Here is a 20890-nt window from a genome sequence, read left to right as displayed (position 1 = left end):
TGAGGTCGCTGTCCGCGCCGCTCAGCGCACGTGCGCGCGGGTGACCTGCGCGGGCGTGGCCGCGCAGGTCACCTGCGCGGGCGTGGCCGCGCCGAGCAGCATCAGGCCCAGCTCGAGCTCGGCGCGCAGCGTGTCCAGCACCCAGCGTGCGCCGGCCTCGCCGTCGAAGGCCAGGCCCCAGAGCAACGGCCTGCCGACCAGGACGGCGCGGGCGCCGAGCGCCAGCGCCACCAGGACGTCGGTGCCGCGGCGCACGCCGCCGTCGACGAAGACCTCGACGTCGCCGCTGACCTCCTGGACGACGTCCTCGAGCAGGTCGATTCCGGCCGGCACGCCGTCGAGCTGGCGGCCGCCGTGGTTGGAGACGACGATCCCGGCGGCGCCATGGACGATCGCCAGCCGCGCGTCGGCCGCAGTGTGGACGCCCTTGACGAGCACGGGCAGGTCGACGGCCTCGACGAGCGCTTCGAGGTCCTTCCAGGTCAGCGATGCGTCGACCAGCGAGAAGAAGTCGGCCGGCGTCATCCCGACGCTGTGCCCGGCGGCAGCGCTGACGCCGGGCATGTCGATGCCGGGCGGGACGGCGAAGCCGGTGCGCAGATCGCGCTCGCGGCGCCCGGCCCGCGGGGCGTCGACGGTCACGACGAGCGCCTGGTAACCGCAGTCGACGGCCTCGTCGACGAGCGCGTGGGTCACGCCGCGGTCGCGCAGCACGTAGAGCTGAAACCAGCGCGGCGCACCGGGCGCGGCGCCGGCCACCTCGCGGGCGGTGACGGTCGCGAGCGTCGAGACGCACATCAGCGTCCCGGCGCCCGCGGCGGCCCGCGCCATCCCCGGCTCCCCGTCGGGATGCGCCATGCGTTGCAACGCGACCGGGGCGACCAGCACGGGCATCGAGATGTCGGTGCCCAGGACGCTCGTCGCGGTCGAGACGGCGCTGACGTCGACCAGGACGCGCGGCAGCAGCTGGCGGCGCGTGAAGGCGGCTTCGTTGTCGGCCAGCGTGCGCTCGTCCCCGGCGCCGCCGGCGAAGTAGCCGAGCGGACCGGCGTCGAGGCGCTCGGCGACGAGCGCCTCGAGGTCACGCAGTGAGACGGGCCCACCCACTCCCCTCATCGCGGTGTGACCGGGTCGATCGCGATCCAGCTCTTGGCCAGCGGCCCCAGCCGCTCGGCGTGGACCGGCGCGCCGAAGAGCCGCGCCAGCTCGTCGCGGCGCAGCAGGTCGATCTCCTCCCAATGGCCTTGGGCGCCGAAGCGCCACAGCGGGCGGCGAATGCGCGTCGGCAGCCAGTGCGCGAAGGGCAGCAGGCTGTGCGGCTCGACCGGGAACGAGTAGGCCGGCGTTTGCACGTAGAGCCCGCGGCCGACGCGGCCGACCTCGGCGGCGAACGCGCCACGGCGCTCGCGCGGGACGTGCTCGATCACGCTGGACGAGTAGACGAGGTCAAACGTGCCGTCCTCATACGGCAGGCCTGCGGTGACATCGGCCTGCAGGAACGGGCCCGGGTAATTCGGCCGCGCGACGAGGTCAACGCCCGTGATCTCGAGCTCCGGTTCCAGCGCGCGCAGGCCGATGGCTCCGCAGCCGACATCGAGGACCTGCATCCCGGGCGCGAGGCCCGTGAGGCCGAAGAACTGGGCGTGGCGGCGCGCGCGGGCACGTGCGGCGAGCGGGGACGCGATGCGCGCCCGGGTCCGGCTTCGCGCGGTCCCGTAGACGTCGGTGGGGGCCACGGGGCGGGAGGCTAGTCCGTTTGCCTCCTAGAATGCGTGCATGGCCTCTGCGCGTCAGATCCACGTGGGTGACGTCCCGATCGGGGGTGGCGCACCCGTGGCCGTCCAGACGATGACCAAGACCGAGACGGCGAACCTGACCGCGACGATGGACCAGATCCGCCGCGTCGCAGACGCCGGGGCCGACATCGTGCGCTGCGCCGTGCCGCGCGAGGCCGACATCGAGGCGCTCAAGACGATCGTCGTCGAGTCACCGATTCCGATCATCGCCGACATCCACTTCAACCACACGCTGGCGATCAAGGCGATCGAGGTCGGCGCGCACTGCGTGCGGATCAACCCGGGCAACATCGGCGGGCCCGACAAGGTCGCCGAGGTCATCGCCGCGGCCAAAGCCAAGGGCACGCCGATCCGCGTCGGCGTCAACTCCGGCTCATTGCCCAAGCACCTGCGCGACATGGAGTTCACCAACCCGGTCGAGGCGCTGGTCACCGCCGCCACCGAGTGGGTCGAGCTGATGCACCGCCTTGACTTCTATGACTTCAAGCTGTCGATGAAGTCGACGTCGGTGCCCAACACGATCGCCTCCAACCGCCTGCTGGCCGAGAAGATCGACCACCCGCTGCACCTCGGCATCACCGAGGCGGGGACGAAGTGGTCGGGCTCGCTCAAGAGCGCGGTCGGGCTTGGCACGCTGCTGGCCGACGGCATCGGCGACACGATCCGGATCTCGCTTTCGACCTTCCACGCCGAAGAGGAGGTCAAGGTCGCCTGGGAGATCCTGAAGGCCTTGAAGCTGCGCGAGCGCGGTCCGGTGCTGATCGCCTGTCCGACCTGCGGGCGCCTGCAGTTCGACATGGACTCGGTCGTCATGGAGGTCGAGCGCCGGCTGGAGGCCTACGCCGACCCGATCGAGGTCTCGATCCTCGGCTGCGCGGTCAACGGCATCGGCGAGGCGCGCCACGCGGACTTCGGCATCACCGGCGCCAAGGACTCGGCGATGATCTTCTCCAAGGGCGAGCCGCTGAAGAAGGTGCCCACCGAGCACCTCGTCGACGAGCTCTTCGCCGAGATCGACAAGTACTACGCGTCGGGCAAGCAGGTTGTCGTCGACGCGGGCGCCGCGGCCGAGGCCGCGCAGTGGCTGGCCGAGAACGAGGACGAGACGGCGATGACGCCCGAGCGCCTCGCCGCGCTGGAGGCCAAGCAGGCCGAGGCCGACGCCGACGCGATCGACGAAGCCGTCTCCCCGGTCACCGGCCGCCGGTTCACGCGGGCCTAGCCTTGACTTCAAGCGTGGTTGAGGTCGCATCATGAGCGGCGTGGACGTTGCTGCTCTCCAGATCACCGAGCTGACCAAGCGTTACCCGACCGGGACCGAGGCGCTGCGCGGCGTCTCGCTGGAGATCGGCGCCGGTGAGTTCTTCGGACTGCTCGGCCCCAACGGCGCTGGCAAGTCGACGCTGATCCACTGCACGACCGGGCTGGCGTCGCCGACCTCGGGGTCGATCGAGGTCTTCGGCCACGACGCGATCGACCACTACGAGCAGGCGCGGGTTGCCGTCGGTCTGGCGCCCCAGGACCTCAACATCGACTGGTTCTTGACGGTGGAAGAGACGCTCGACTACCACGGTGGGTACTTCGGAATGCCGCGGCGCGAGCGGCGCGAGCGCACCAAGGAGCTGTTGGAGGCCTTCTCGCTGACGGTCAAGCGCAACGACCGAACGCGGACGCTGTCGGGCGGCATGAAGCGCCGGCTGATCCTGGCCCGCGCGCTGATGCATCGGCCCAAGCTGCTGATCCTCGACGAGCCGACGGCGGGGGTGGACGTCGAGCTGCGCCTGGAGCTGTGGCACTACGTCCAGCGCATCAACGCCGAGGGCACGACGATCCTGCTGACCACGCACTACCTCGAAGAGGCCGAGCAGTTGTGCGACAAGATCGCGTTCATCAACGACGGGCAGATCGTGGCGCAGGGGACCAGCGGCGAGCTGGCGGCGCAGTACGGCGTGTCCGGTCTCGAGGACGCCTATCTGGAGTTGGTCGGGCGCAAAGAGCTCTCGCGCGGCAGCGTCTCGGAGATCGCCTCATGACCACCGCCCAGATCAGCTTCGCCGCGCTGCTGCGGCGCGAGTGCAACCGCTTCTTGAAGATCAAGCGCCAGACGCTGGGCGCACCGCTGCTGGAGACCTTCTTGTACATCTCGGTCTTCGGCGCGGCGCTGGGCTCGCGGATCGACAAGCTGCACGGCGTCGACTACGTGGTCTTCATCGTGCCCGGGCTGATCATGATGGCCTGGGCGATGAACGCGTTCTCCAATAACGCGTCGTCGATCCTGCAGCAGAAGTTCCAGCGCGCGATCGATGATCAGCTCTCCTCGCCCGCGTCGCCGCTCGAGCTGTTGCTGGCCTTCACCTTCGGCGGCTTCCTGCGCGGGATGATCGTCTCGACGCTGACCTTCTGCGCGGCATCCGTGCTGGTCGACATCCCGGTCGACCACGTCCTCGTGCTGCTGCCGGCGCTCTTCCTGGTGGGCTTCTTCTTCGCCAGCCTCGGCGTGCTGATCGGCGTGCGCGCCGAGCAGTTCGACGATGTGTCGGTCGCGCAGACCTTCGTGTTGCAGCCGCTGCTCTTTCTCGGCGGTGTCTTCTACAGCGCTTCGCTGCTGCCCCAGCCGTTTGAGACGTTGACCCACATCAACCCGATCTACTACATGATCGGCTTGGTCCGCTACGGGTTCTTGGGGTACAAGGAGACCAACATCGCGTTGTCGTTGGCCTTTCTGACGGCAGCGACCGCGGCGTTGTTCCTGGTGAACCACCGCCTGTTCGTGCGGGGCTACCGCCTACGGGCGTAGCTGCGCGAACGGGATGAACGCCTCGTGGCCGTTGGCCTGCGGGCGGAAGTCGGGGTCCAGGACGAGCAGGCCGAGGCCGTTGAAGGCGCGGCCGCGGATCTCCTCTGACAGCGTCGCGTCGTCGCGGACGCGGTAGCCGGGCACGAAGTCGGGCAGCCAGAGGCCGACCTTGGGGTGCTCGTCGAGCTGGAGATCCTCCAGTCCGCGGCGGACCTCGGCGTGGGCGGTGTCGTGGAAGACGATCGTGGTCGCGACGCAGGCATCGGCGGCCAGCAGCGCGCGGGCGTCGGTCTGCACCGCGTCGTAGGTGTGGAGGCCGTCGACCAGCGCGAAGTCGACGGCCTCACCGCGGGCGTGGAGCTCGGCCAGCACGCGCGGGAGCTCGACCGCGGCGTCGCCGAGATGGAGCGTCGCGTTGTCCAGCGCCTCGGCGTGCTGCAGGGCGCGCTCGTCGATGTCGAAGGCGTGGACGTGGCCGGCGTGCGTCGCGATCCGACGCAGGCTGCCGCCCTCCCAGGTGCCGATCTCCACGGCGATCCGAGGGCGCAGCTGGGCGAGCAGGCCCTCGAAGGCGAAGCGCTCGCCGAGCTGCATCATCCAGTTGGCCTCGGCGGCGACTGGTGTCTGGTGGAAGCGGGTCATCGTGTAGGGGTCACCTTCAGCACGTCGCTGGTCACGGTGGGAACCGGCGAAGGGTCGGCCGTGCGATAGCGGTAGCGCGCAGCCTTGCCGATCGGCGGCGCGAGCGTCTTGACGAACGTCCCGCGCGCATCAGTGCGCAGCCGCGCGATCGTCACCCAGAGTCCGCTCGGCGATGCGCGCTGGAGCAGGACGTCGTGCGTACGGCCGGGGCGGACCTGTCCCCAGAACCGCACCTGCGGCGCCTTCGTCTTGACGTCGGCGAAGAACGGGTGCTGAAAGCCCGCCAGCGCCGGCTTCGCCTTGCCGCTTGAGAACAGCAGCCCCGACTGCCAGCCCGCATAGCGCTTGCGGCCTGCGCCGACCGACTTGACCCGCTCGTCCTGCCACTCGTACTGCACGAGCGTGCGAACGCGTGGATCGCGCCACGCCACATACGCCGCCTCCTGCAGCCATCGCGACTGGCGCGCCGGCGGGATGCCGTCGTAGGGATCGGGCGGGTTGGTCTGATAGCCGAACTCGGTCAGGTGCAGCGGGGTGTGGGCGCCGGTCGGCGTGCTGAATCCGCGGGCGCGCTGGACCGCGTCGAGCGTGTCCTCCAACTTGCGCAGGTCGGCGATCGTGGCGTCATCGGTGTGGGGCGATGGGGCGGACGGGCTCGCCTTGATCGGATGGGGGTGGTAGGCGAAGCCGTCGATGCGCGCCGGTTGGAAGCCGCGGCAGCGGCCGGTCCGGATCGGCTTGTACTGATCGTCGACACAGCCGAAGGCGCGGATGAAAGCCAGTGGGTGCAGCGGGCGATTGCGCTGCAGCGGGTCGGCGCCGCGCGGCGCCAGCGTCCCGGCGATGACCTGCGCGCCCGGGTCGGCGCGGTGGATCGCGGGGTAGGCCGCGCGTACGAGCGCCCGGTAGGTGTGCGGCGCGACCGGGAGGCACCTGCGCCCCGCGACCGGACACTCCTGCTGGGGCTGCAGCCACAGCGGCTGGTTGGGCTCGTTCCAGATCAGGTAGCGGTCGGCGACGCGGCGGTAGCGACGCGCCACCGCCTCGGCGAACTGCCCGAACTTCCCGGGGTCGGGCTGATAGCGCGGGTTGCCCAGCGACGGCACGCGGCTGGCCCAGAGTGGCCCGGAGCCGGTGACGGTCAGCAGCGGCGTCATGCCGTTGGCGACGACCAGCGCGATCGCCTGGTCGGTGGCGGCCCAGTCGTAGTGCGGGTCGTCGGGATCCCGCGCGTCGAAGCCGAGGGGCTGGGACGGGTCCAGCTCGCCGGGGGCGATGGCGACCCAGCGGACCTGGATGCGCACGGTGTCGATGCCGGCGGCGGCCCAGCGAGTGACGATCGTGGGTGCCCGCTCGGGGGAGTGGAGCAGGATGCCGTCGTCGGAGATGCCGGTCTGCAGCTGGGGCGAGGCAGTCGCGCCGGCGGGAACGGCAAGCGCGAGCAGCGCCGCCACGAGGGGGAGGGCGGAGCGGAGGGGCACGCGTGCATCGTGGCACGCGTGCCCTGCCACTTGCGGTGCTACTTGGCCGCGGCGTACCGCTCGGCGACCTTGGCCCAGTTGACGACGTTCCACCACGCCTTGAGGTAGTCAGGGCGCTTGTTCTGGTACTTGAGGTAGTAGGCGTGCTCCCAGACGTCGTTGCCCAGCAGCGGGGTCTGGCCCTCGAGCAGCGGGCTGTCCTGGTTGGCGGTCTTGGTGAGCTTGAGCTCGCCGCCGTCGAGGACCAGCCAGGTCCAGCCGGAGCCGAACTGCGTGACGCCGTTGTCTTCGAACTTGGCCTGGAAGTCGGCGAAGGAGCCGAAGGCGGCGTTGATCGCGTCGGCCAGCTCACCCGTCGGCTCACCGCCGCCGTCCGGACTCATGTTCTCCCAGAAGAGCGTGTGGTTGGCGTGGCCGCCGGCCTGGTTGCGGACCGGACCCTGCTTGTCGGCGGGCAGCGACGACAGGTTCGACAGCGTCTCCTCGACGGGCTTGTCGGCCCACTCGGTGCCCTCGAGCGCGGCGTTGGCCTTGTCCACGTAGGCCTGATGGTGCTTGTCGTGGTGGAGCTTCATCGTCGCCTCGTCGATGTGGGGCTCCAGCGCGTCGTAGGCGTAGGGCAGATCAGGAACGGAGTAGGGCATGGGTCTCCTAGCTTGCAGTGGTGTCGGGGTCTGCGGCCATCATCGAGCTTCAAGCGCACTTGAAGTCAATGGGCTCGGTCCGCGGAACGTCGTACCCGAAACATATCCCTCTCTTCATCCGTTCCTTGCCTCAGAATGCCCGGACCCATGCACGGACGTCTCGCTCTCCTCACCGCCGCCATCCTCCTCGCGCTCGCCGCGCCCGCCCTGGCACAGCCCACGTTCACCCCGGCCTGCGCATCGAACGACGCCTGCCTGGGCCTCGGGCAGCCGGCGCTCGCCGACAGCGTCGTGGTCGCCTGGCGCATCCAGACGACCACGCCGCAGCTCGTACGTCTGCGCAGTACGCAGACGCTGGAGAGCGGGACGGCCACGACGGCGACCAGTGATCCGGTGCATGCCGGCGCCTCGAGCGCGGTGCAGTACGTCAGCGCCCGGCTGCCGATCGCGGCGGGCGGTGAGCTCGCGCTGTTGGACGCCACGGGGACACCGGACTTCGAGGCCGTTGTGGAACCCGACACCGACGGCGACGGCTACGGCGACACCACGCAGGACGCCTGCACGGCCAACGCCGCCGACCACACGGCGCCCTGCAACGGGATGGCGACGATCGGCAGCTCGCTGACGCTTGCGCCCGACCCGCACGGTTTCTCGGCGTCGGGCAACGCGGTGCAGGCGCTCCAGCTCAGCGCTGCCGGCACGATCAGCGCCGCGCCCAAGGCCGGCGTGCTGACCCAGTGGCGTGTGCGTGCGCAGCCCGGCAAGGGCGACACCGTCCTGCAGTTGCTGCGTCCGACCGGCGGCGGGGACACCTCCTACACCGTGGTCGCCGAGAGCGAGCCGGTGCACGCCACGTCGTCCGACGTCATCACCGTCGCTGCCCAGCTTCCTGTCGAGACCGGCGACCGGATCGGCGTGCGCTCGGTCCTCAACGGCGGCAACCGCGACCTCGGGGCAATCGCGTCGCGCGGGGCTGACGAGCTCATCGCCAACGATCCACCCAAGTCGGTTGGCCAGACATGGACGCCGGACACCAGCGCCCCGGCGGGCTTCCGGCTGCTCGTCCAGGCCGACATCGAGCCCGACGCCGACCACGATGGCAAGGGCGACCTCACGCAGGACAGCGCCGACCTCGTGGTGACCGGCAGCGCGCCGTCCGACGTCCCCGCGCTAAAGGGCTGGAGCATGTCCTACACCGTGCGCAACGACGGACCGGACGCGGCGCTGGGCGTCTTCCTGGACGTCACCGGCAACGCCGTCGTGCCCGGGCCGACCACCGGTGACCTGGAGTGCGTCGTCGACGACGACGTCACCAGCCGCTTCGCCTGCAAGCTCGCCAAGCTGCCCGCGGGCGAGTCGGTCAGCGTCGCGCCCGCCTTCATCATGCCGGCGATCCCCCCGTCCCCCGGTGGCACGTTCCTCACGCAGGCATCGGCGATCGCGACGACGCCCGATCCCATCATCACCAACAACGCCGCGTCGCTCAAGGTCGTCGTTCCGTCCCCGCCGCCCTACGTCCCCAACATCCCTCCGCAGGAGCCGTTCGTCATCAAGGCCTGCACCAACATCATCCGCGGCACGCGCGATGACGACGTGCTGCGCGGCACCGCCTTTGGCGACCGCCTCGTCGGCGGCGACGGCGACGACCTGCTCAAGGGCCAGGGCGCTGATGACTGCCTCGAGGGCGGCACCGGCGATGACGTCCTGGATGGCGGCGACGGCAACGACCGCCTCGCGGGCTCGGCGGGCCGCGATCGCCTGACCGGTGGCACCGGTGACGACAAGCTCACCGGCGGCAAGGGCAACGACCGGCTGACCGGCGGTCCGGGCAACGACACCATCTCGCCCGGCTCCGGCCGCGACGTCGTCGACGCCGGCGGCGGCAACGACGCCATCAACTCGGTCGATGGCGTCAAGGAGACGATCGACTGCGGCGCCGGCAAGGACACGGTCCGCGCCGACCGCCACGATCGCCTCAAGCACTGCGAGAAGGTCACGCGCCGCTAGGAGCACGCCGCGCCGTATCGTCCGCGCCATGCGCATGAGCCAGCTCTTCCTGCCGACCGAGCGTCAGCCGCCCGCTGACGCCGAGGCGCTGTCGCACAAGCTCATGGTCCGGGCCGGCCTCATCCGCCAGCTCGGCGCCGGTCTGTGGACGTGGCTGCCGGCGGGCTGGCGCACGCACCAGCGCATCGTGCAGATCGTGCGCGAGGAGATCGACGCGATCGGCGGCCAGGAGATGCTGATGCCGGTCATGCACCCCGCCGAGCTGTGGAAGCGCAGCGGGCGCTACGACAGCATCGGCGGGGAGCTCTTCCGCCTGCAGGACCGCAAGGGCGCCGACATGGTGCTCGCGATGACCCACGAGGAGGCGGTGACCTACCACGCCGCCCAGGTCATCCGCTCCTACCGCGAGCTGCCGATGACGCTGTACCACTTCCAGATCAAGGAGCGCGACGAGCCGCGCCCGCGCGCCGGGGTCCTGCGCACCCGCGAGTTCATCATGAAGGACTCGTACTCCTTCGACCGTGACCAGGAGGGGCTGGAAGCCAACTACCAGCTCCACCGTGAGGCCTACGCGCGCATCTACGACCGCTGCGGGCTGGAGTGGTTCGAGTGCGTCTCCGACGTGGGGATGATGGGCGGCACCGCCGCGCACGAGTACATGGCGCCCTGCGCCGCAGGCGAGGACGACGTCGTCCTCGGTCCGGGCGGCTACAGCGCCAACCTCGAGATCGCGACGGCCGACGCGCAGCCTGTGCCGCCGTTGCGCGACGACGTCAGCGGCGAGCTGCACACGCCCGGCCAGGGGACGATCGAGGCGGTCGCCGGCGGTCTCGGTGTGCCGGCCGGCAACTTGTTGAAGGCCTTCCCCGTGGTGACCGAGTCGCGCGGGTTGATCATGGTCGTCGTGCGCGGTGACCACCGCGTCGGCGAGATCAAGCTGGCCAACGCGCTGGGGGAGAAGTTCCGTCCGGCCCAGGAGGACGAGTTGCCGGGGCCTGCCGGCTTCCTCGGACCGCAGGGCCTCGACGTGCCCGTCGTCTACGACGAGGCGGTCACCCCCGGGCGCTACGTCGCGGGCGCCAACCGGGTTGACCATCATGTCGTCATCGACGTGGAGGCCGGCGAGCGCTTCGACATCCGCACCGTCGAGCCCGGCGACACGATCGGCGGCCAGGTCGTGCGCATCGAGCCCGCGATCGAGGTCGGCAACATCTTCCAGCTGGGCACGCGCTACAGCGTGCCGCTCGGTCTGACCTATGCCGACGAGCACGGCAAGGAGCACAACGTGGTCATGGGGTGCTACGGCATCGGCCCGGCGCGGATCGCCGCGGCGGCCGTCGAGCAGTTCGCCGACGAGCGCGGCATCGCATGGCCCAAGGCCATCGCGCCCTTTGACGTCGAGGTCGTGGCGCTCGGCAAGCCGGGCACGCCCGAGCAGGAGGCGGCCGCCGGGCTCTACCGCCAGCTGCAGGCCGCCGGCTTCTCGACCCTGCTCGACGATCGCGCCTCCGGCACCGGTGAGAAGTTCGCCGACGCCGAGCTGCTCGGCGCGCCGCTGCGCCTGACCGTTGGCAAACGCTCGCTGGAGTCCGGCGCCGCCGAGGCGCAGGTGCGCCGCGGACAGGTCGATCAAGCGGGCGGCATCCCGCTGGCAGAAGCCGCCGAGGCGGTGCAGGCGCTGTGGCCGAGCGTCCCGTAGGCGGCCCGGACGGCCAGCGTGCGACGTCGCGCGAGCGCGCGGCCGCGGCGTGGCAGAACCCGCGTCTGACCTTCCGGCGCCTCTTCGGCCTGGATCGCTCCGGCCCGCCGCCGCCGCAAACGCTCAGCGGCGCGCCGTGGAACGTCTGGACGATCCCCAACGCGATCGGCTTCGTCCGCCTCGCGCTGATCGCGCCGTTGCTGATCCTCGGTCTGTCGTCTGAGAGCGGGACCGACACATGGCCGGCGGTCCTTTTCGCCGTCATCGGCTGGAGCGACTATGCCGACGGCATCGCCGCCCGCGTCACCGGCCAGTACAGCCGCTTCGGCGCGCTGCTGGACCCCGTCGTTGACCGCATGCTCGTCGTCTCCGGCCTGCTGATCTGCTGGAAGTACGAGACGTTGCCGCGCTGGGGCATCGCCGTCTTGATCGCCCGCGAGCTCTATCTGCTGGTCGCCGGGCAGCTTGCGCTGCGGCGCGGCCTGGAGCTCAAGATCAACTGGTGGGGCCGCTGGGGCGTGTGGCCGACGATGAGCGCGATCTTCTTCGCGCTGGTCGGCCTCAGCACGCTGGCGCACATCCTGTTCTACTTCGGTCTGGCCCTCTCGCTGATGGCCGCCGTCGTCTACACCCGGGACGGACTTGCCGCAACAAGAGGTGCACCCTCAAGTTGAGCTTGAGCGGTGACCTTTCGCTGCTATTCTCGCCCGGCCCGTCCCCAGGAGGAGAAGGACCCGCATGGACACGTTCCCCGATCTCGGCTCGCTCTCGGACCAGGAGCTGAAGGATCTCATCCAGCAGCTCACCGAGGAGGAGGTCGACATCTCCTACCGCCGTCGCATCCTGCACGGCAAGATCGACATCCTTCGTGCTGAGCTGGTGAACCGCCTCCGCAAGCGTCATGAGGGCGGCGAGGAGGTCATCACGGGCGCAGACGTCCAGCGACTGACCGACATCCTCGCGGGCCGCGCCGCCGGCGACGAACCGGCGAGCGAGTAATCGGGGGATGACGTAGCGCCGATGGCCCGTCATTGCCCCGAGTGTGGTTTCACCAACGCCGAAGGTGCGAACTACTGCCAGCGTTGCGGCGCGTTCATCGGCGCGCCTGAAGCGGAAACGCCAGAATCGTCGACGGCCACGTATCGCATCGACGAGACCGGCGAGCTAGTCCCGGTCGATCTCGAGGACGTCGTGGCCCAGGGCGGCGGCGCTGCGCTGGTCGTGCGGGCTGGCGGCGGGCGCGTCGGCGAGAGCTTCCCGCTGGAGCGCGACCGCATGACGATCGGCCGGCGCCCCGACTCCGACGTCTTCCTCGACGACGTGACCGTCTCGCGCGACCACGCGCTCGTCGTCCGTCGCGGCGAGGAGTTCCATCTTGATGATCTTGGATCGCTGAACGGAACCTACGTGAACCGTCGTCGCATCGAGTCCCACCACTTGGCCGACGGCGACGAGTTGCAGGTCGGCAAGTACAAGCTCACGTTCCTCTCGCGTTGATGGCCGCCGTGGAGGAGGAGCCGCTCATCGCTGCGACCGAGGAGCGCCCGATCAAGGCGATGACCATCGGAGCGGTCTGCAAGGCGCTGGCCCAGGAGTTCCCGGACATCTCGATCTCGAAGATCCGGTACCTCGAGGACCAGAAGCTGCTGGAGCCGCGGCGCACGCCCGGCGGCTACCGGCTCTACGCCCACACCGACGTCGCGCGGCTGCGCACGATCCTGCGGATGCAGCGCGACGAGTTCCTGCCGCTGCGGGTCATTCGGCAGGAGCTGGCCTCCGGCCGGCTGGACGGCGACGAGGCGACCGTGCCGGCACCGTCGCCTGAGGCGGTCGACGGCGCTCGGCCGCGGCGCCGGCCGTCGATGTCGGTCACTGGTGGTGGGGCGCTGTACACGCTGGAGGACGTGCTCGAGGACACGCGCGCCGAGCCGAGCATGATCGCCGAGCTCGAGGAGTACGGCGTCATCAAGGGCGAGCACCGCGCCGGGACCAAGTACTTCGACGAGACCGAGCGCGAGATCATCCGCGCGGTCACCGAGCTGGCGCGCTACGGGGTCGGCGGGCGCAACCTGCGCGCGTTCCGGACCTCCGCCGACCGCGAGGCCGCGCTGTTGCAGCAGATCCTGGCCCCGGCGCTGCGCTCGCACAACGTCGAGCGCCGCAAGGAGGCCGTCGAGGCGCTGGAGAACCTGGCCGCGGTCACGACGCACCTCAAGCACCTGCTGCTGATCCGCGATCTGCGCAAGATCGTCGGATAGCGGGCCTGCGCCATGGCCGACGTCGACCTGTACTCCTACGTCCGGGACATTCCCGACTTCCCGAAGCCCGGGATCGCCTTCAAGGACATCACGCCGGTGCTCGCGTCGGCGGAGGCGCTGGACGCCGCCGTGACGCAGCTCGCCGACCTCGCGCGCCCGCTCAAGCCCGACGTGGTCGTCGGCGCCGAGGCGCGTGGGTTCCTGCTCGGCGCCGCGCTGGCCCGCGAGCTGGGCGCCGGCTTCGTCCTGGCGCGCAAGCCCGGCAAGCTGCCGCACGAGACGGTGCGCGCCGAGTACCTGCTCGAGTACGGGACAGATGCGCTGGAGCTGCACTCCGACGCCGTCGCCGAGGGAGCCCGCGTCCTGGTCCACGACGACCTGCTGGCGACCGGCGGCACCGCGCGCGCTCTCTGCGAGCTGGTCGAGCAGCTCGACGGCGTCGTCGTGGGTTGCGCCTTTCTGATCGAGCTGGCGTTCCTCAACGGCCGCCAGCGGCTGGCGCAGTACGACGTCAACGCGCTGCTGCGCTACGACGACGGCGAGTGAGGCGCGCGCGATGCCGGTGACGCGCCGCAGCGCGACGATCGCGGCCGTCCCCGCCGCGGTCTGGCAGACCGTCGCCGACCCGCATCAGCTGGCGCGCTGGTGGCCGCGGGTCGAGCGCGTCGAAGGCGTGAGCGGCAGCGGCTTCACCGAGGTGCTGCGCTCTGATCGCGGCGCGCTGGTCCGGGCGGACTTCCGGATCGGCCAGCGCAACAAGCCGCGGCTGGTCGCCTGGTCCCAAGATCTCGAAGGCACGCCGTTCGCCAAGCTGCTGCGGCGCTCAGAGACGACCGTGACGCTGGAGCCCCACGGCGAGGATGCCACGCGCATCGAGGTGCGCCTGGAGCAAAAGCTCCAGGGCATCTCGCGCTTCGGTGGGTTTCTGGTCAAGCGCGCTGCGCGCAAGCAGCTTGACGGCGCGCTGCAGGCGCTGGCGGCGCTGTATGCCGCCACCGCGCCGTCTGACTAGCCGCCGATCGTCCCCTTCAGGATGATCGTGGAGGGCTGCTTGGGCGTGCTGCTCGGCTCGCGCGTGACCAGCAGCTCCTTGTAGCTGGCGAGGTCGCTGGGGGCGGCGACGAGGCCCTGGAGGCGACCCTTGTTGGCGCCCGAGCCGGTGACGACCGGGAAGAAGCCCAGGAACTTCGACTTGGAGCCGTTGCGGACCCAGAGGACGTAGTGGCCGGAGGCCGGCAGGTCCTGGCCGACGATCGCCAGCGCGCGCTGGCCGTCCTGAGAGACGAGGTTGGCGACGCCGAGCGGCTTGTTGGCGCCGCTGGGCGGGGTCAGGTTGATCTGCTGCTCGACCTGGGCGGTCGTGGCGACCGTCGAGGTCTGCGTCGGCGTGGTAGCGGCGTCCTTGCTCTTGTTGTCGTCGCTGCCGCCGATGACGCCGGTGAGGACGAGGACGCCGCCAACGATCACGAGCAGGACAGCGGCGATGATGAGGATGCCGCCGAGACGCGATGAGCGCGCCTGGTCGGCGCGGGCGGCACGGCGAGCGTGCAGCGCGTCGAAGGCCTCGTCGACCTCGGCCGGGTCGGTTGGGATCTCCGGGAGCGAGTCGTCGCCGGCCACGCCGGCAGAGCGCAGCTCGGTGGCGACGCCGCGCGCCCAGTCGCGGCCCGACTGGGAGCTCTCCAGCTGCTCGCGCGTCGTGGCACGGGCCGAGGCGGACTGCTGGCCGAGCAGGTAGTCGCCGATGTCGTCCTGGAAGTCGTCATCGAGATCGGGCAGGCCCGTCGGCCCGACGGCATCGAGCGCAGTGAGCGCGCGGTCACGGACCGCCTCGGTCGAGATCTTCAGCAAGCCCGCGATCTCGCCGTACGTGCGCCCTTGGCGCAGCACGAGCTGGAGAACGGCCTTCTGGTCTGCGGGGAGATCGTCGAAGCGCGCCATGCGGCGCAGGAGGCTAACCGAACGACCGCCGGTATCGTGCCGCTCCCTCATGGATCTTCAGCTTCCCTACGCCCCTGAAGCCGGATTTGACGGGCTTTACGGCCTCGTGCTCGACGCCGTCGACCTCGAAGCGGGCGAGATTCGCGCCCACGTCGAGGTGACCGACAAGGTCAAGCAGCCGGCCGGCCTGGTGCACGGCGGCGTCTTCGCCTCGATCGCCGAGTCGATCACCTCGATGGGCACGTGGTACGCGGTGCAGGCCGGCGGCAAGTCGGCCCAAGGCCTCTCGAATCAAACCTCGTTCCTGCGCCCGATCCTCGGCGGGACCATCCACGCGCTGGCCCGCGTGCGCCACCGCGGCCGCACGACGTGGGTGTGGGAGGTCGAGATCACCGACGACGAGCAGCGCCTCTGCTCGCTCGTCCGGATGACGATCGCCGTCCGTTAACCCCTGTAGCGGTTGGTGATCGGCACGCGGCGGTCGCGGCCGAAGGCCTTGGAGGTGACCTTGATGCCGGGCGGCTGCTGGCGGCGCTTGTACTCGGCGAGGTCGACGAGGCGCAGGACGCGGTCGACGTCTGCTTCGGGCAGGCCGCGGGCGATCAGCTGCTCGCGGCCGAGGTCCTCCTCGACGTAGCCGAGCAGGATCGCGTCGAGGATCTCGTAGGGCGGCAGCGAGTCCTCGTCCTTCTGGTCGGGGCGCAGCTCGGCGCTCGGCGCGCGGGTGACGATCGACTCCGGGATGGGGGAGTGCTCGTCGCGATGCGCGCGGACGTCGACCAAGCGGTAGACCAACAACTTGGGGCAGTCCTTGATGACCGCGAAGCCGCCGGCGCTGTCGCCGTAGAGCGTCGAGTAGCCGACCGACATCTCGGACTTGTTGCCGGTCGTCAGGACCAACCACCCGAACTTGTTGGACATCGCCATCAGCAGGTTGCCGCGGATGCGGGCCTGGAGGTTCTCCTCGGTGATGTCCTTCTCGCGGTCGCCGAAGACGGGTTCCAGGATGCCGTCGTAGAGCTCCATCGCCTCGGCGATCGACAGCTCGTGGAACGCGATGCCGAGGTTCTCGGCGAGCGCGCGGGCGTCGCTCTTGGTGCCCGAGGACGAGAACGGAGAGGGCATGCTCACCGCGGTCACCTTCTCGGGCCCGAGCGCGTCGACGGCCACGGTCGCCACCAGCGTCGAGTCGACGCCGCCGCTGAGCCCGAAGACGACGTGCTCGAAGCCGTTCTTGCGCACGTAGTCGCGCGTGCCGAGGACCAGCGCGGCGTAGACCTCGGCGTCGGCGTCGAGCAAGTCATACACCTCGCCGGCGGGCGCGGGCTCGGCGGCGCGGCCGGCGCTGGTGGTGAAGCGCCCGAGGTGGGCGACGGGGCGGTGCTCGACGCGCCGGGCCAGGCGCGGGCGCGTGTCGCGCAGCCGCGCCGCACGAGCAGCATGGGCGTCGACGTCGGCGATCAGCAGGTGCTCGGCGAACTGCGGCGCGCGGGCGACCACGGTGCCGTGGTGGTCGTAGACCGCGCTCGTGCCGTCGAAGACCAGCTCGTCCTGACCGCCGACCATCGCGCAGAAGGCGAACGCGGTGAGGTTGTCGCGGGCGCGCTGCTTGAGCATCGTCTCGCGCTCGGCGGGCTTGCCGGCCTGGTAGGGCGAGGCCGACAGGTTGACGACGATCTCGGCGCCGGCCAGCGCCTCGTCGACGATCGGGCCATCGGGAACCCAGTCGTCCTCGCAGATCGTCACGCCGACCGTCACGCCGTCGACCTCGATGATCGCCGGCTCGGTCCCGGCCTGGAAGTACCGCACCTCGTCGAAGACGCCGTAGTTGGGCAGGCGCATCTTGCGGTAGATGCCCTGGACGTGGCCGTCGGCAAGGACGGCGAGCGCGTTGTAGACGTCGTCGGCGCGCTCGGGGAAGCCGACGAGCGCGACGATGCCGTCGGCGTCCTGGGCCAGCCGCTCGACCGCCGCGCGCGCGTCGCGCAGGAAGTGCTCCTTGAGCAGCAGGTCTTCCGGCGGGTAGCCGGTGACCGCCAGCTCGGGGAAGGCGACGAGCTGCGCGCCGGCCTCCTTGGCGCGCGCGATGCCTTCGCGGATCGCGGCCTCGTTGCCGGCGAGGTCGCCGACGGTGGGGTTGAGCTGGCTCAGAGCGAGGCGCATGCGCGCTGGACGCTACCCGGCCGTGCGGCCTGTGCGATGGCTCAGGAGCTCGCGACCGGCGTGGGGCGCCGGCGCGGGCCGGTGCGACCGAGGCGCTCGTCGGCCCCGGCAGCCGCGGCGAGGTCGTCGATGGCGCTCTCGAGGTGCTCGGCGATCTCCTCGAGGTCGGGCAGCGCGTCGAAGTCGGCGAGCAGGCCGAAGCCGAGACGCCCGTTGTAGGACATGATCGCGATGCCGAGCGCCTGGTTCTTGGCCAGCGGGACGACGGGGTAGAGGCCGCGCATGCGTCGGCCGAGCAGGAAGAGCTCCACCTGCGGCCCGGGCACGTTGGTGACCACGAGGTTGAAGAAGCGCTGGCGGGCCTGCAGCCGCGCGGCCTGGCTCATGATCGTCGGCGGTGCGAAGTCGGCCAGCTGCGTGAGCGTCTCGGCGCCGACGGCCTGCCCGGACTCCTTGAGGTCCTTCATCGCCTCGTGCACCTGGGCGAAGGCGTCGCGCGGGTCGCGCACGCCGACCGGCAAGGGCGCCCACATCGTCGCCACGCGGTTGCCGAGCGCGCCGTTCTCGGCCTCGGCACGGACCGACACCGGGACCATCGCGCGCAGCTCGAGATCGTCGGTCGCCTCGCCGCGCCCGCGCATCCAGCGACCCAGCGCCAGCGAGACCGCCGTCAGCACGACGTCGTTGACCGTGCCGCCCAGCGCCGACTTGATGGCCTTGAAGCGCGCGAGGTCGGCGTCGACCCACGTGTAGCGCCGGTGCGGGCCGATCGGGACGTTCAGCGGCGAACGCGGGGCGGGGCTCAGGCCGGCGCGCGCCATCGACCCGAGGCCGGCGACGCCATCGACGAGCCGCCCGGCGACCTGGCGTGGTGCGCGGGTCAGCGCGCGCAGGCCGCGGACGGCCTCGGCCGGGACGGTCGTGCGCTCCAGCAGCGCCTCGGCCAGCAGCTCGGTGCTCGTCGGCACCGGGCGCGGCAGCCACGGCGCGGCGGGCTGCGAGACGGGCGTCGGGTCGGCCGCGGTGTCGAAGAGGACCGAGACGACGTCGACGCCGCTGACGCCGTCGACCAGCGCGTGGTGGGTCTTGGAGAGGATCGCAAAGCGGTCCTCGGCGAGGCCCTCGACGAGCAGGATCTCCCACAGCGGCTTGCTGCGGTCCATGCGCTGGCCGAAGATCCGCGCGGCCAGGCGCTTGAGCTCATCGTCGGAGCCCGGGGCGGGCAGCGCCGCGTGGCGGATGTGGTAGTTGGGGTTGAAGTGCGGGTCGTCGACCCAGCGCGGGCGGCCTTGGCCGAGCGGCACGAACGCGAGCCGCTGGCGGTAGCGCGGGACCAGGTGCAGCCGCGATGCGATCGCCTCGACGAGGTCGTCGTAGGCCGGCGGCGGCCCGTCGAAGGTCATGACGGCAGCCACGTGCATGTGGGCGCCACCGTCTTCGAGGTGGAGGAAGGACGAGTCGAGAGCGGTCAGCCGGGCGGGCACGTGACGGATGGTGGCAGCCGCATGGGGGAGGCCGCAAGGCGGTCGTGGACGACGGCGCGAAAGGCAGGTTCTTGCAGGGTGTCTGCACACAGGTTCTACACAGGCTTTGCTAACCTTCAACATCGTGTGTAAGGTGCTGGTGGCACGGGTAGACCCTCTCCGTCTGACCCCTCTCCGGACTTGGAGCACGTAGCGATGGACCTCAGCGATCCCGTCATCTTCGGCCGCATCTACGACGAGCACCGGCGCAGCGTCCACGCGACCGCCCACCGCGTGCTGGGCAGTTCGGCGGCGGCCCAGGATGTCGTCCAGGACGTCTTTCTGCGCGTCTGGCGCAACCCGCAGAAGTTCGACGCCGGCCGCGGCGAGGTCGGCAGCTACCTGCGGCTGATGGCCCGCAGTCGCGCGGTCGATGTCTGGCGCGAGGGGCAGGCCTCCGGGCGGGCCGAGGATCGCTTGAAGGTCGTCGTCGCCCATGACGTCTCCCGCGGCGCCGATTTGCAGCCCGATCACCTGGCGCTTGCCTCGGCCGACCGCTCCGACGTCCGCGCCGCGCTCGGCCGCCTGCCCAACTCCCAGCGCGAGGCGCTGGTGCTCGCTTACTGGGGCGGGCTGACCGCCGACCAGATCGCGACGCGCGCCGGCGTGCCGCTCGGCACCGCCAAGAGTCGGATCCGCCTCGGGCTCGCCCGCCTGCGCGCCGAACTGGGGTCGCTGCGCGCGGAGGACGGCGTAGCCGCCTAACGCCGTTGACCACTCGGGTAGGGTGCGCACCGTGCCGGTGGTCGGTCTGCCCTTCGAAGACGTCCTCGTCGAGCTGTGGTCGCGCGAGCTTGCGTGGCTGGGGGAAAGCGTTTCCTGGTTCGACGCCCACACCCACATCGGCCATCACGATCCCGATGGCTTTGAGGCCGATCCAGAAGAGCTGATCGCGGCGCTGGATGCGGCCGGCCAGCAGCGCGCGCTGGTCTTCGCCATGCAGGAGCCCGACGGCTATCGCGGGCCTAACGACTGGGTCCTGCGCTCGTGTGCGGAATCTGATGGTCGGCTCGTCCCGCTGGCGCGCATCGATCCCAAGGCGCCCGATGCGATGGAGGAGGCGCGCCGCTGTCTGGCGGCCGGCGCCCGGGGCTTCAAGCTCCATCCGCGCAGCGATGGCTTCGTGCTCCCGCACCCGGTTGTCGAGGAGCTCGTCGCGCTGGCCGGAGAGCACCGGCTGCCGGTGCTCTTTCACGCCGGCCGCGGGATCCCTGACCTCGGCGACCCGATCGTGCACCTGGCGACCGAGCATCCGGGCGCCCGGCTGATCCTCGCGCACGCCGGCATCAGCGACTTGGGGCTGCTGGCGCCGCACGTGGGCCGACTGCCGAACATCCTGTTCGACACGTCGTGGTGGCACGTGAGCGACATGCTGACGCTGTTTGCCACCGTGCCGCCCGGGCAGATCTTGTACGCCTCGGACATGCCGTACGGCGGGCCGCGGTATCCGGCGCTGCTGATGCTGCGCTGCGCGCGGGCGGTCGGGCTGACGCCCGAGCAGGCTGCGGTGATCGCCGGCGGTCAGATCGAGCGGGTGCTCGCCGGTGACGACCTCCTGGACCTGGGCCCGGCGGCGGGCACGGGCAACCTCGGCGCCCGCGTGCTCAGCTTCGAGCGGGTGATCAGCTACGTGGCCACGGCCGTGCAGGTCACGTTCCTCCAGGGTGATGCGACCCAGGCGTTCTCGCTGGCGCGCTTGGCCTGCCAGGCGCCTGACGGTGCGCAGCATCGTGAAGTGCTGAATGAGATGGATCGCTACATCGCGGTGTCCCAGCAGCGCATGGCGGAGGGGATGCATCCGTTCGCGAGCTTGTACCCCGCGCTGGCCGCGATGGTCTTGGCGGGCACCGCCGAGGCCCTGCTCTCGGCCTGACAGCTGTCAATGGCTGACCGCTGGTTGTGTGACCCGGTTCACACAGCGGCCCGGGTCTCGGGATAG

At 70.7% G+C, this 20890-nt stretch carries 22 protein-coding genes; 14 read left to right on the top strand and 8 right to left on the bottom strand.

The features are described 5' to 3' along the window. Window positions 1–21: 21 nt before the first annotated feature. Both VGO10_RS21085 and VGO10_RS21080 read right to left on the bottom strand, forming a co-directional pair. Window positions 22–1107, bottom strand: coding sequence for an alpha-hydroxy acid oxidase (locus VGO10_RS21085; protein WP_327471976.1), 1086 nt, complete (start codon window positions 1105–1107; stop codon window positions 22–24). 5 nt (window positions 1108–1112) lie between these two features. Further along, window positions 1113–1736 carry a class I SAM-dependent methyltransferase gene (locus VGO10_RS21080; RefSeq protein WP_327471975.1) on the bottom strand — a complete coding sequence of 208 codons (624 nt, stop codon included), beginning with the start codon at window positions 1734–1736 and terminating at the stop codon, window positions 1113–1115. A gap of 40 nt (window positions 1737–1776) precedes the next feature. Between VGO10_RS21080 and ispG the strand changes: the two genes are divergently transcribed. Genes ispG through VGO10_RS21065 form a run of 3 tightly spaced genes read left to right on the top strand, consistent with a single transcriptional unit; the run spans window position 1777 to window position 4593 of the window. Then, on the top strand, window positions 1777–3018 hold the full coding sequence (gene ispG, locus VGO10_RS21075) for a flavodoxin-dependent (E)-4-hydroxy-3-methylbut-2-enyl-diphosphate synthase (protein ID WP_327471974.1): 1242 nt from the start codon (window positions 1777–1779) through the stop codon (window positions 3016–3018). A gap of 31 nt (window positions 3019–3049) precedes the next feature. After that, on the top strand, window positions 3050–3829 hold the full coding sequence (locus VGO10_RS21070) for an ABC transporter ATP-binding protein (RefSeq protein ID WP_327471973.1): 780 nt from the start codon (window positions 3050–3052) through the stop codon (window positions 3827–3829). After that, complete coding sequence (locus VGO10_RS21065) at window positions 3826–4593, top strand: ABC transporter permease (protein WP_327471972.1); 768 nt, start codon at window positions 3826–3828, stop codon at window positions 4591–4593. The genes VGO10_RS21070 and VGO10_RS21065 overlap by 4 nt, the downstream gene beginning before the upstream one ends. On the opposite strand, the gene VGO10_RS21060 is transcribed toward VGO10_RS21065, so the two are convergent. From VGO10_RS21060 to VGO10_RS21050, 3 genes are read right to left on the bottom strand one after another with little or no spacing between them, the layout of a single operon-like run. After that, window positions 4582–5235: a class I SAM-dependent methyltransferase gene (locus VGO10_RS21060; protein ID WP_327471971.1), complete on the bottom strand. Its 654-nt coding sequence runs from the start codon at window positions 5233–5235 to the stop codon at window positions 4582–4584. The genes VGO10_RS21065 and VGO10_RS21060 overlap by 12 nt on opposite strands. After that, window positions 5232–6716 (bottom strand): hypothetical protein, encoded by a 1485-nt coding sequence (locus tag VGO10_RS21055; RefSeq protein ID WP_327471970.1) that lies wholly within the window; start codon window positions 6714–6716, stop codon window positions 5232–5234. The genes VGO10_RS21060 and VGO10_RS21055 overlap by 4 nt, the downstream gene beginning before the upstream one ends. 38 nt (window positions 6717–6754) lie before the next feature. Next, a complete protein-coding gene (locus tag VGO10_RS21050; protein ID WP_327471969.1) occupies window positions 6755–7360 on the bottom strand; it encodes a superoxide dismutase in 606 nt (201 codons plus the stop codon). A 147-nt stretch (window positions 7361–7507) separates the two neighbouring features. On the opposite strand from VGO10_RS21050, the gene VGO10_RS21045 reads away from it, so the two are divergent. The 8 genes from VGO10_RS21045 to VGO10_RS21010 all read left to right on the top strand — a co-directional run bounded on the left by VGO10_RS21045 (window position 7508) and on the right by VGO10_RS21010 (window position 14336). Further along, the gene (locus VGO10_RS21045; RefSeq protein WP_327471968.1) at window positions 7508–9367 is read left to right on the top strand and encodes a hypothetical protein; all 1860 of its coding nucleotides are present in this window, start codon (window positions 7508–7510) and stop codon (window positions 9365–9367) included. 28 nt (window positions 9368–9395) lie between these two features. Beyond that, a complete protein-coding gene (locus tag VGO10_RS21040; RefSeq protein WP_327471967.1) occupies window positions 9396–11066 on the top strand; it encodes a proline--tRNA ligase in 1671 nt (556 codons plus the stop codon). After that, window positions 11048–11740, top strand: a complete 693-nt coding sequence (locus tag VGO10_RS21035; protein WP_327471966.1) for a CDP-alcohol phosphatidyltransferase family protein — start codon at window positions 11048–11050, stop codon at window positions 11738–11740. The genes VGO10_RS21040 and VGO10_RS21035 overlap by 19 nt, the downstream gene beginning before the upstream one ends. A gap of 64 nt (window positions 11741–11804) precedes the next feature. After that, a complete protein-coding gene (locus VGO10_RS21030; RefSeq protein ID WP_028075314.1) occupies window positions 11805–12065 on the top strand; it encodes a hypothetical protein in 261 nt (86 codons plus the stop codon). A gap of 21 nt (window positions 12066–12086) precedes the next feature. After that, a complete protein-coding gene (locus VGO10_RS21025) occupies window positions 12087–12563 on the top strand; it encodes an FHA domain-containing protein (protein WP_327471965.1) in 477 nt (158 codons plus the stop codon). Continuing rightward, window positions 12563–13324, top strand: a complete 762-nt coding sequence (locus tag VGO10_RS21020; protein ID WP_327471964.1) for a MerR family transcriptional regulator — start codon at window positions 12563–12565, stop codon at window positions 13322–13324. Before VGO10_RS21025 ends, VGO10_RS21020 begins: the two co-directional genes overlap by 1 nt. 12 nt (window positions 13325–13336) lie before the next feature. Further along, window positions 13337–13870: an adenine phosphoribosyltransferase gene (locus VGO10_RS21015; protein ID WP_327471963.1), complete on the top strand. Its 534-nt coding sequence runs from the start codon at window positions 13337–13339 to the stop codon at window positions 13868–13870. Window positions 13871–13880: 10 nt separating this feature from the next. Then, complete coding sequence (locus tag VGO10_RS21010; RefSeq protein ID WP_327471962.1) at window positions 13881–14336, top strand: SRPBCC family protein; 456 nt, start codon at window positions 13881–13883, stop codon at window positions 14334–14336. Here the strand turns inward: VGO10_RS21010 and VGO10_RS21005 are convergent. Continuing rightward, on the bottom strand, window positions 14333–15265 hold the full coding sequence (locus VGO10_RS21005; RefSeq protein ID WP_327471961.1) for an RNA polymerase sigma factor: 933 nt from the start codon (window positions 15263–15265) through the stop codon (window positions 14333–14335). The two genes, VGO10_RS21010 and VGO10_RS21005, sit on opposite strands and share 4 nt — an antisense overlap. Before the next feature lie 49 nt (window positions 15266–15314). Here VGO10_RS21005 and VGO10_RS21000 point away from each other — a divergent pair, with 49 nt between their 5' ends. Beyond that, window positions 15315–15713: a PaaI family thioesterase gene (locus VGO10_RS21000; protein WP_327471960.1), complete on the top strand. Its 399-nt coding sequence runs from the start codon at window positions 15315–15317 to the stop codon at window positions 15711–15713. Here VGO10_RS21000 and VGO10_RS20995 read toward each other — a convergent pair. After that, window positions 15710–17428: an NAD+ synthase gene (locus VGO10_RS20995; protein WP_327471959.1), complete on the bottom strand. Its 1719-nt coding sequence runs from the start codon at window positions 17426–17428 to the stop codon at window positions 15710–15712. The genes VGO10_RS21000 and VGO10_RS20995 overlap by 4 nt on opposite strands. A 41-nt stretch (window positions 17429–17469) precedes the next feature. Next, window positions 17470–18912, bottom strand: a complete 1443-nt coding sequence (locus VGO10_RS20990) for a wax ester/triacylglycerol synthase family O-acyltransferase (RefSeq protein ID WP_327471958.1) — start codon at window positions 18910–18912, stop codon at window positions 17470–17472. Window positions 18913–19107: 195 nt separating this feature from the next. On the opposite strand from VGO10_RS20990, the gene VGO10_RS20985 reads away from it, so the two are divergent. Both VGO10_RS20985 and VGO10_RS20980 read left to right on the top strand, forming a co-directional pair. Further along, window positions 19108–19656, top strand: coding sequence for an RNA polymerase sigma factor (locus tag VGO10_RS20985; protein ID WP_327471957.1), 549 nt, complete (start codon window positions 19108–19110; stop codon window positions 19654–19656). 31 nt (window positions 19657–19687) lie between these two features. Next, window positions 19688–20824 (top strand): amidohydrolase family protein, encoded by a 1137-nt coding sequence (locus tag VGO10_RS20980; protein WP_327471956.1) that lies wholly within the window; start codon window positions 19688–19690, stop codon window positions 20822–20824. Window positions 20825–20890 lie beyond the last annotated feature (66 nt).

The sequence above is a fragment of the Baekduia sp. genome (genome assembly GCF_035996765.1).
Classification (GTDB): domain Bacteria; phylum Actinomycetota; class Thermoleophilia; order Solirubrobacterales; family Solirubrobacteraceae; genus Baekduia.
Note: the sequence above shows the minus strand (reverse complement) of the source record. Positions and strands in the feature narration are given on the sequence as shown.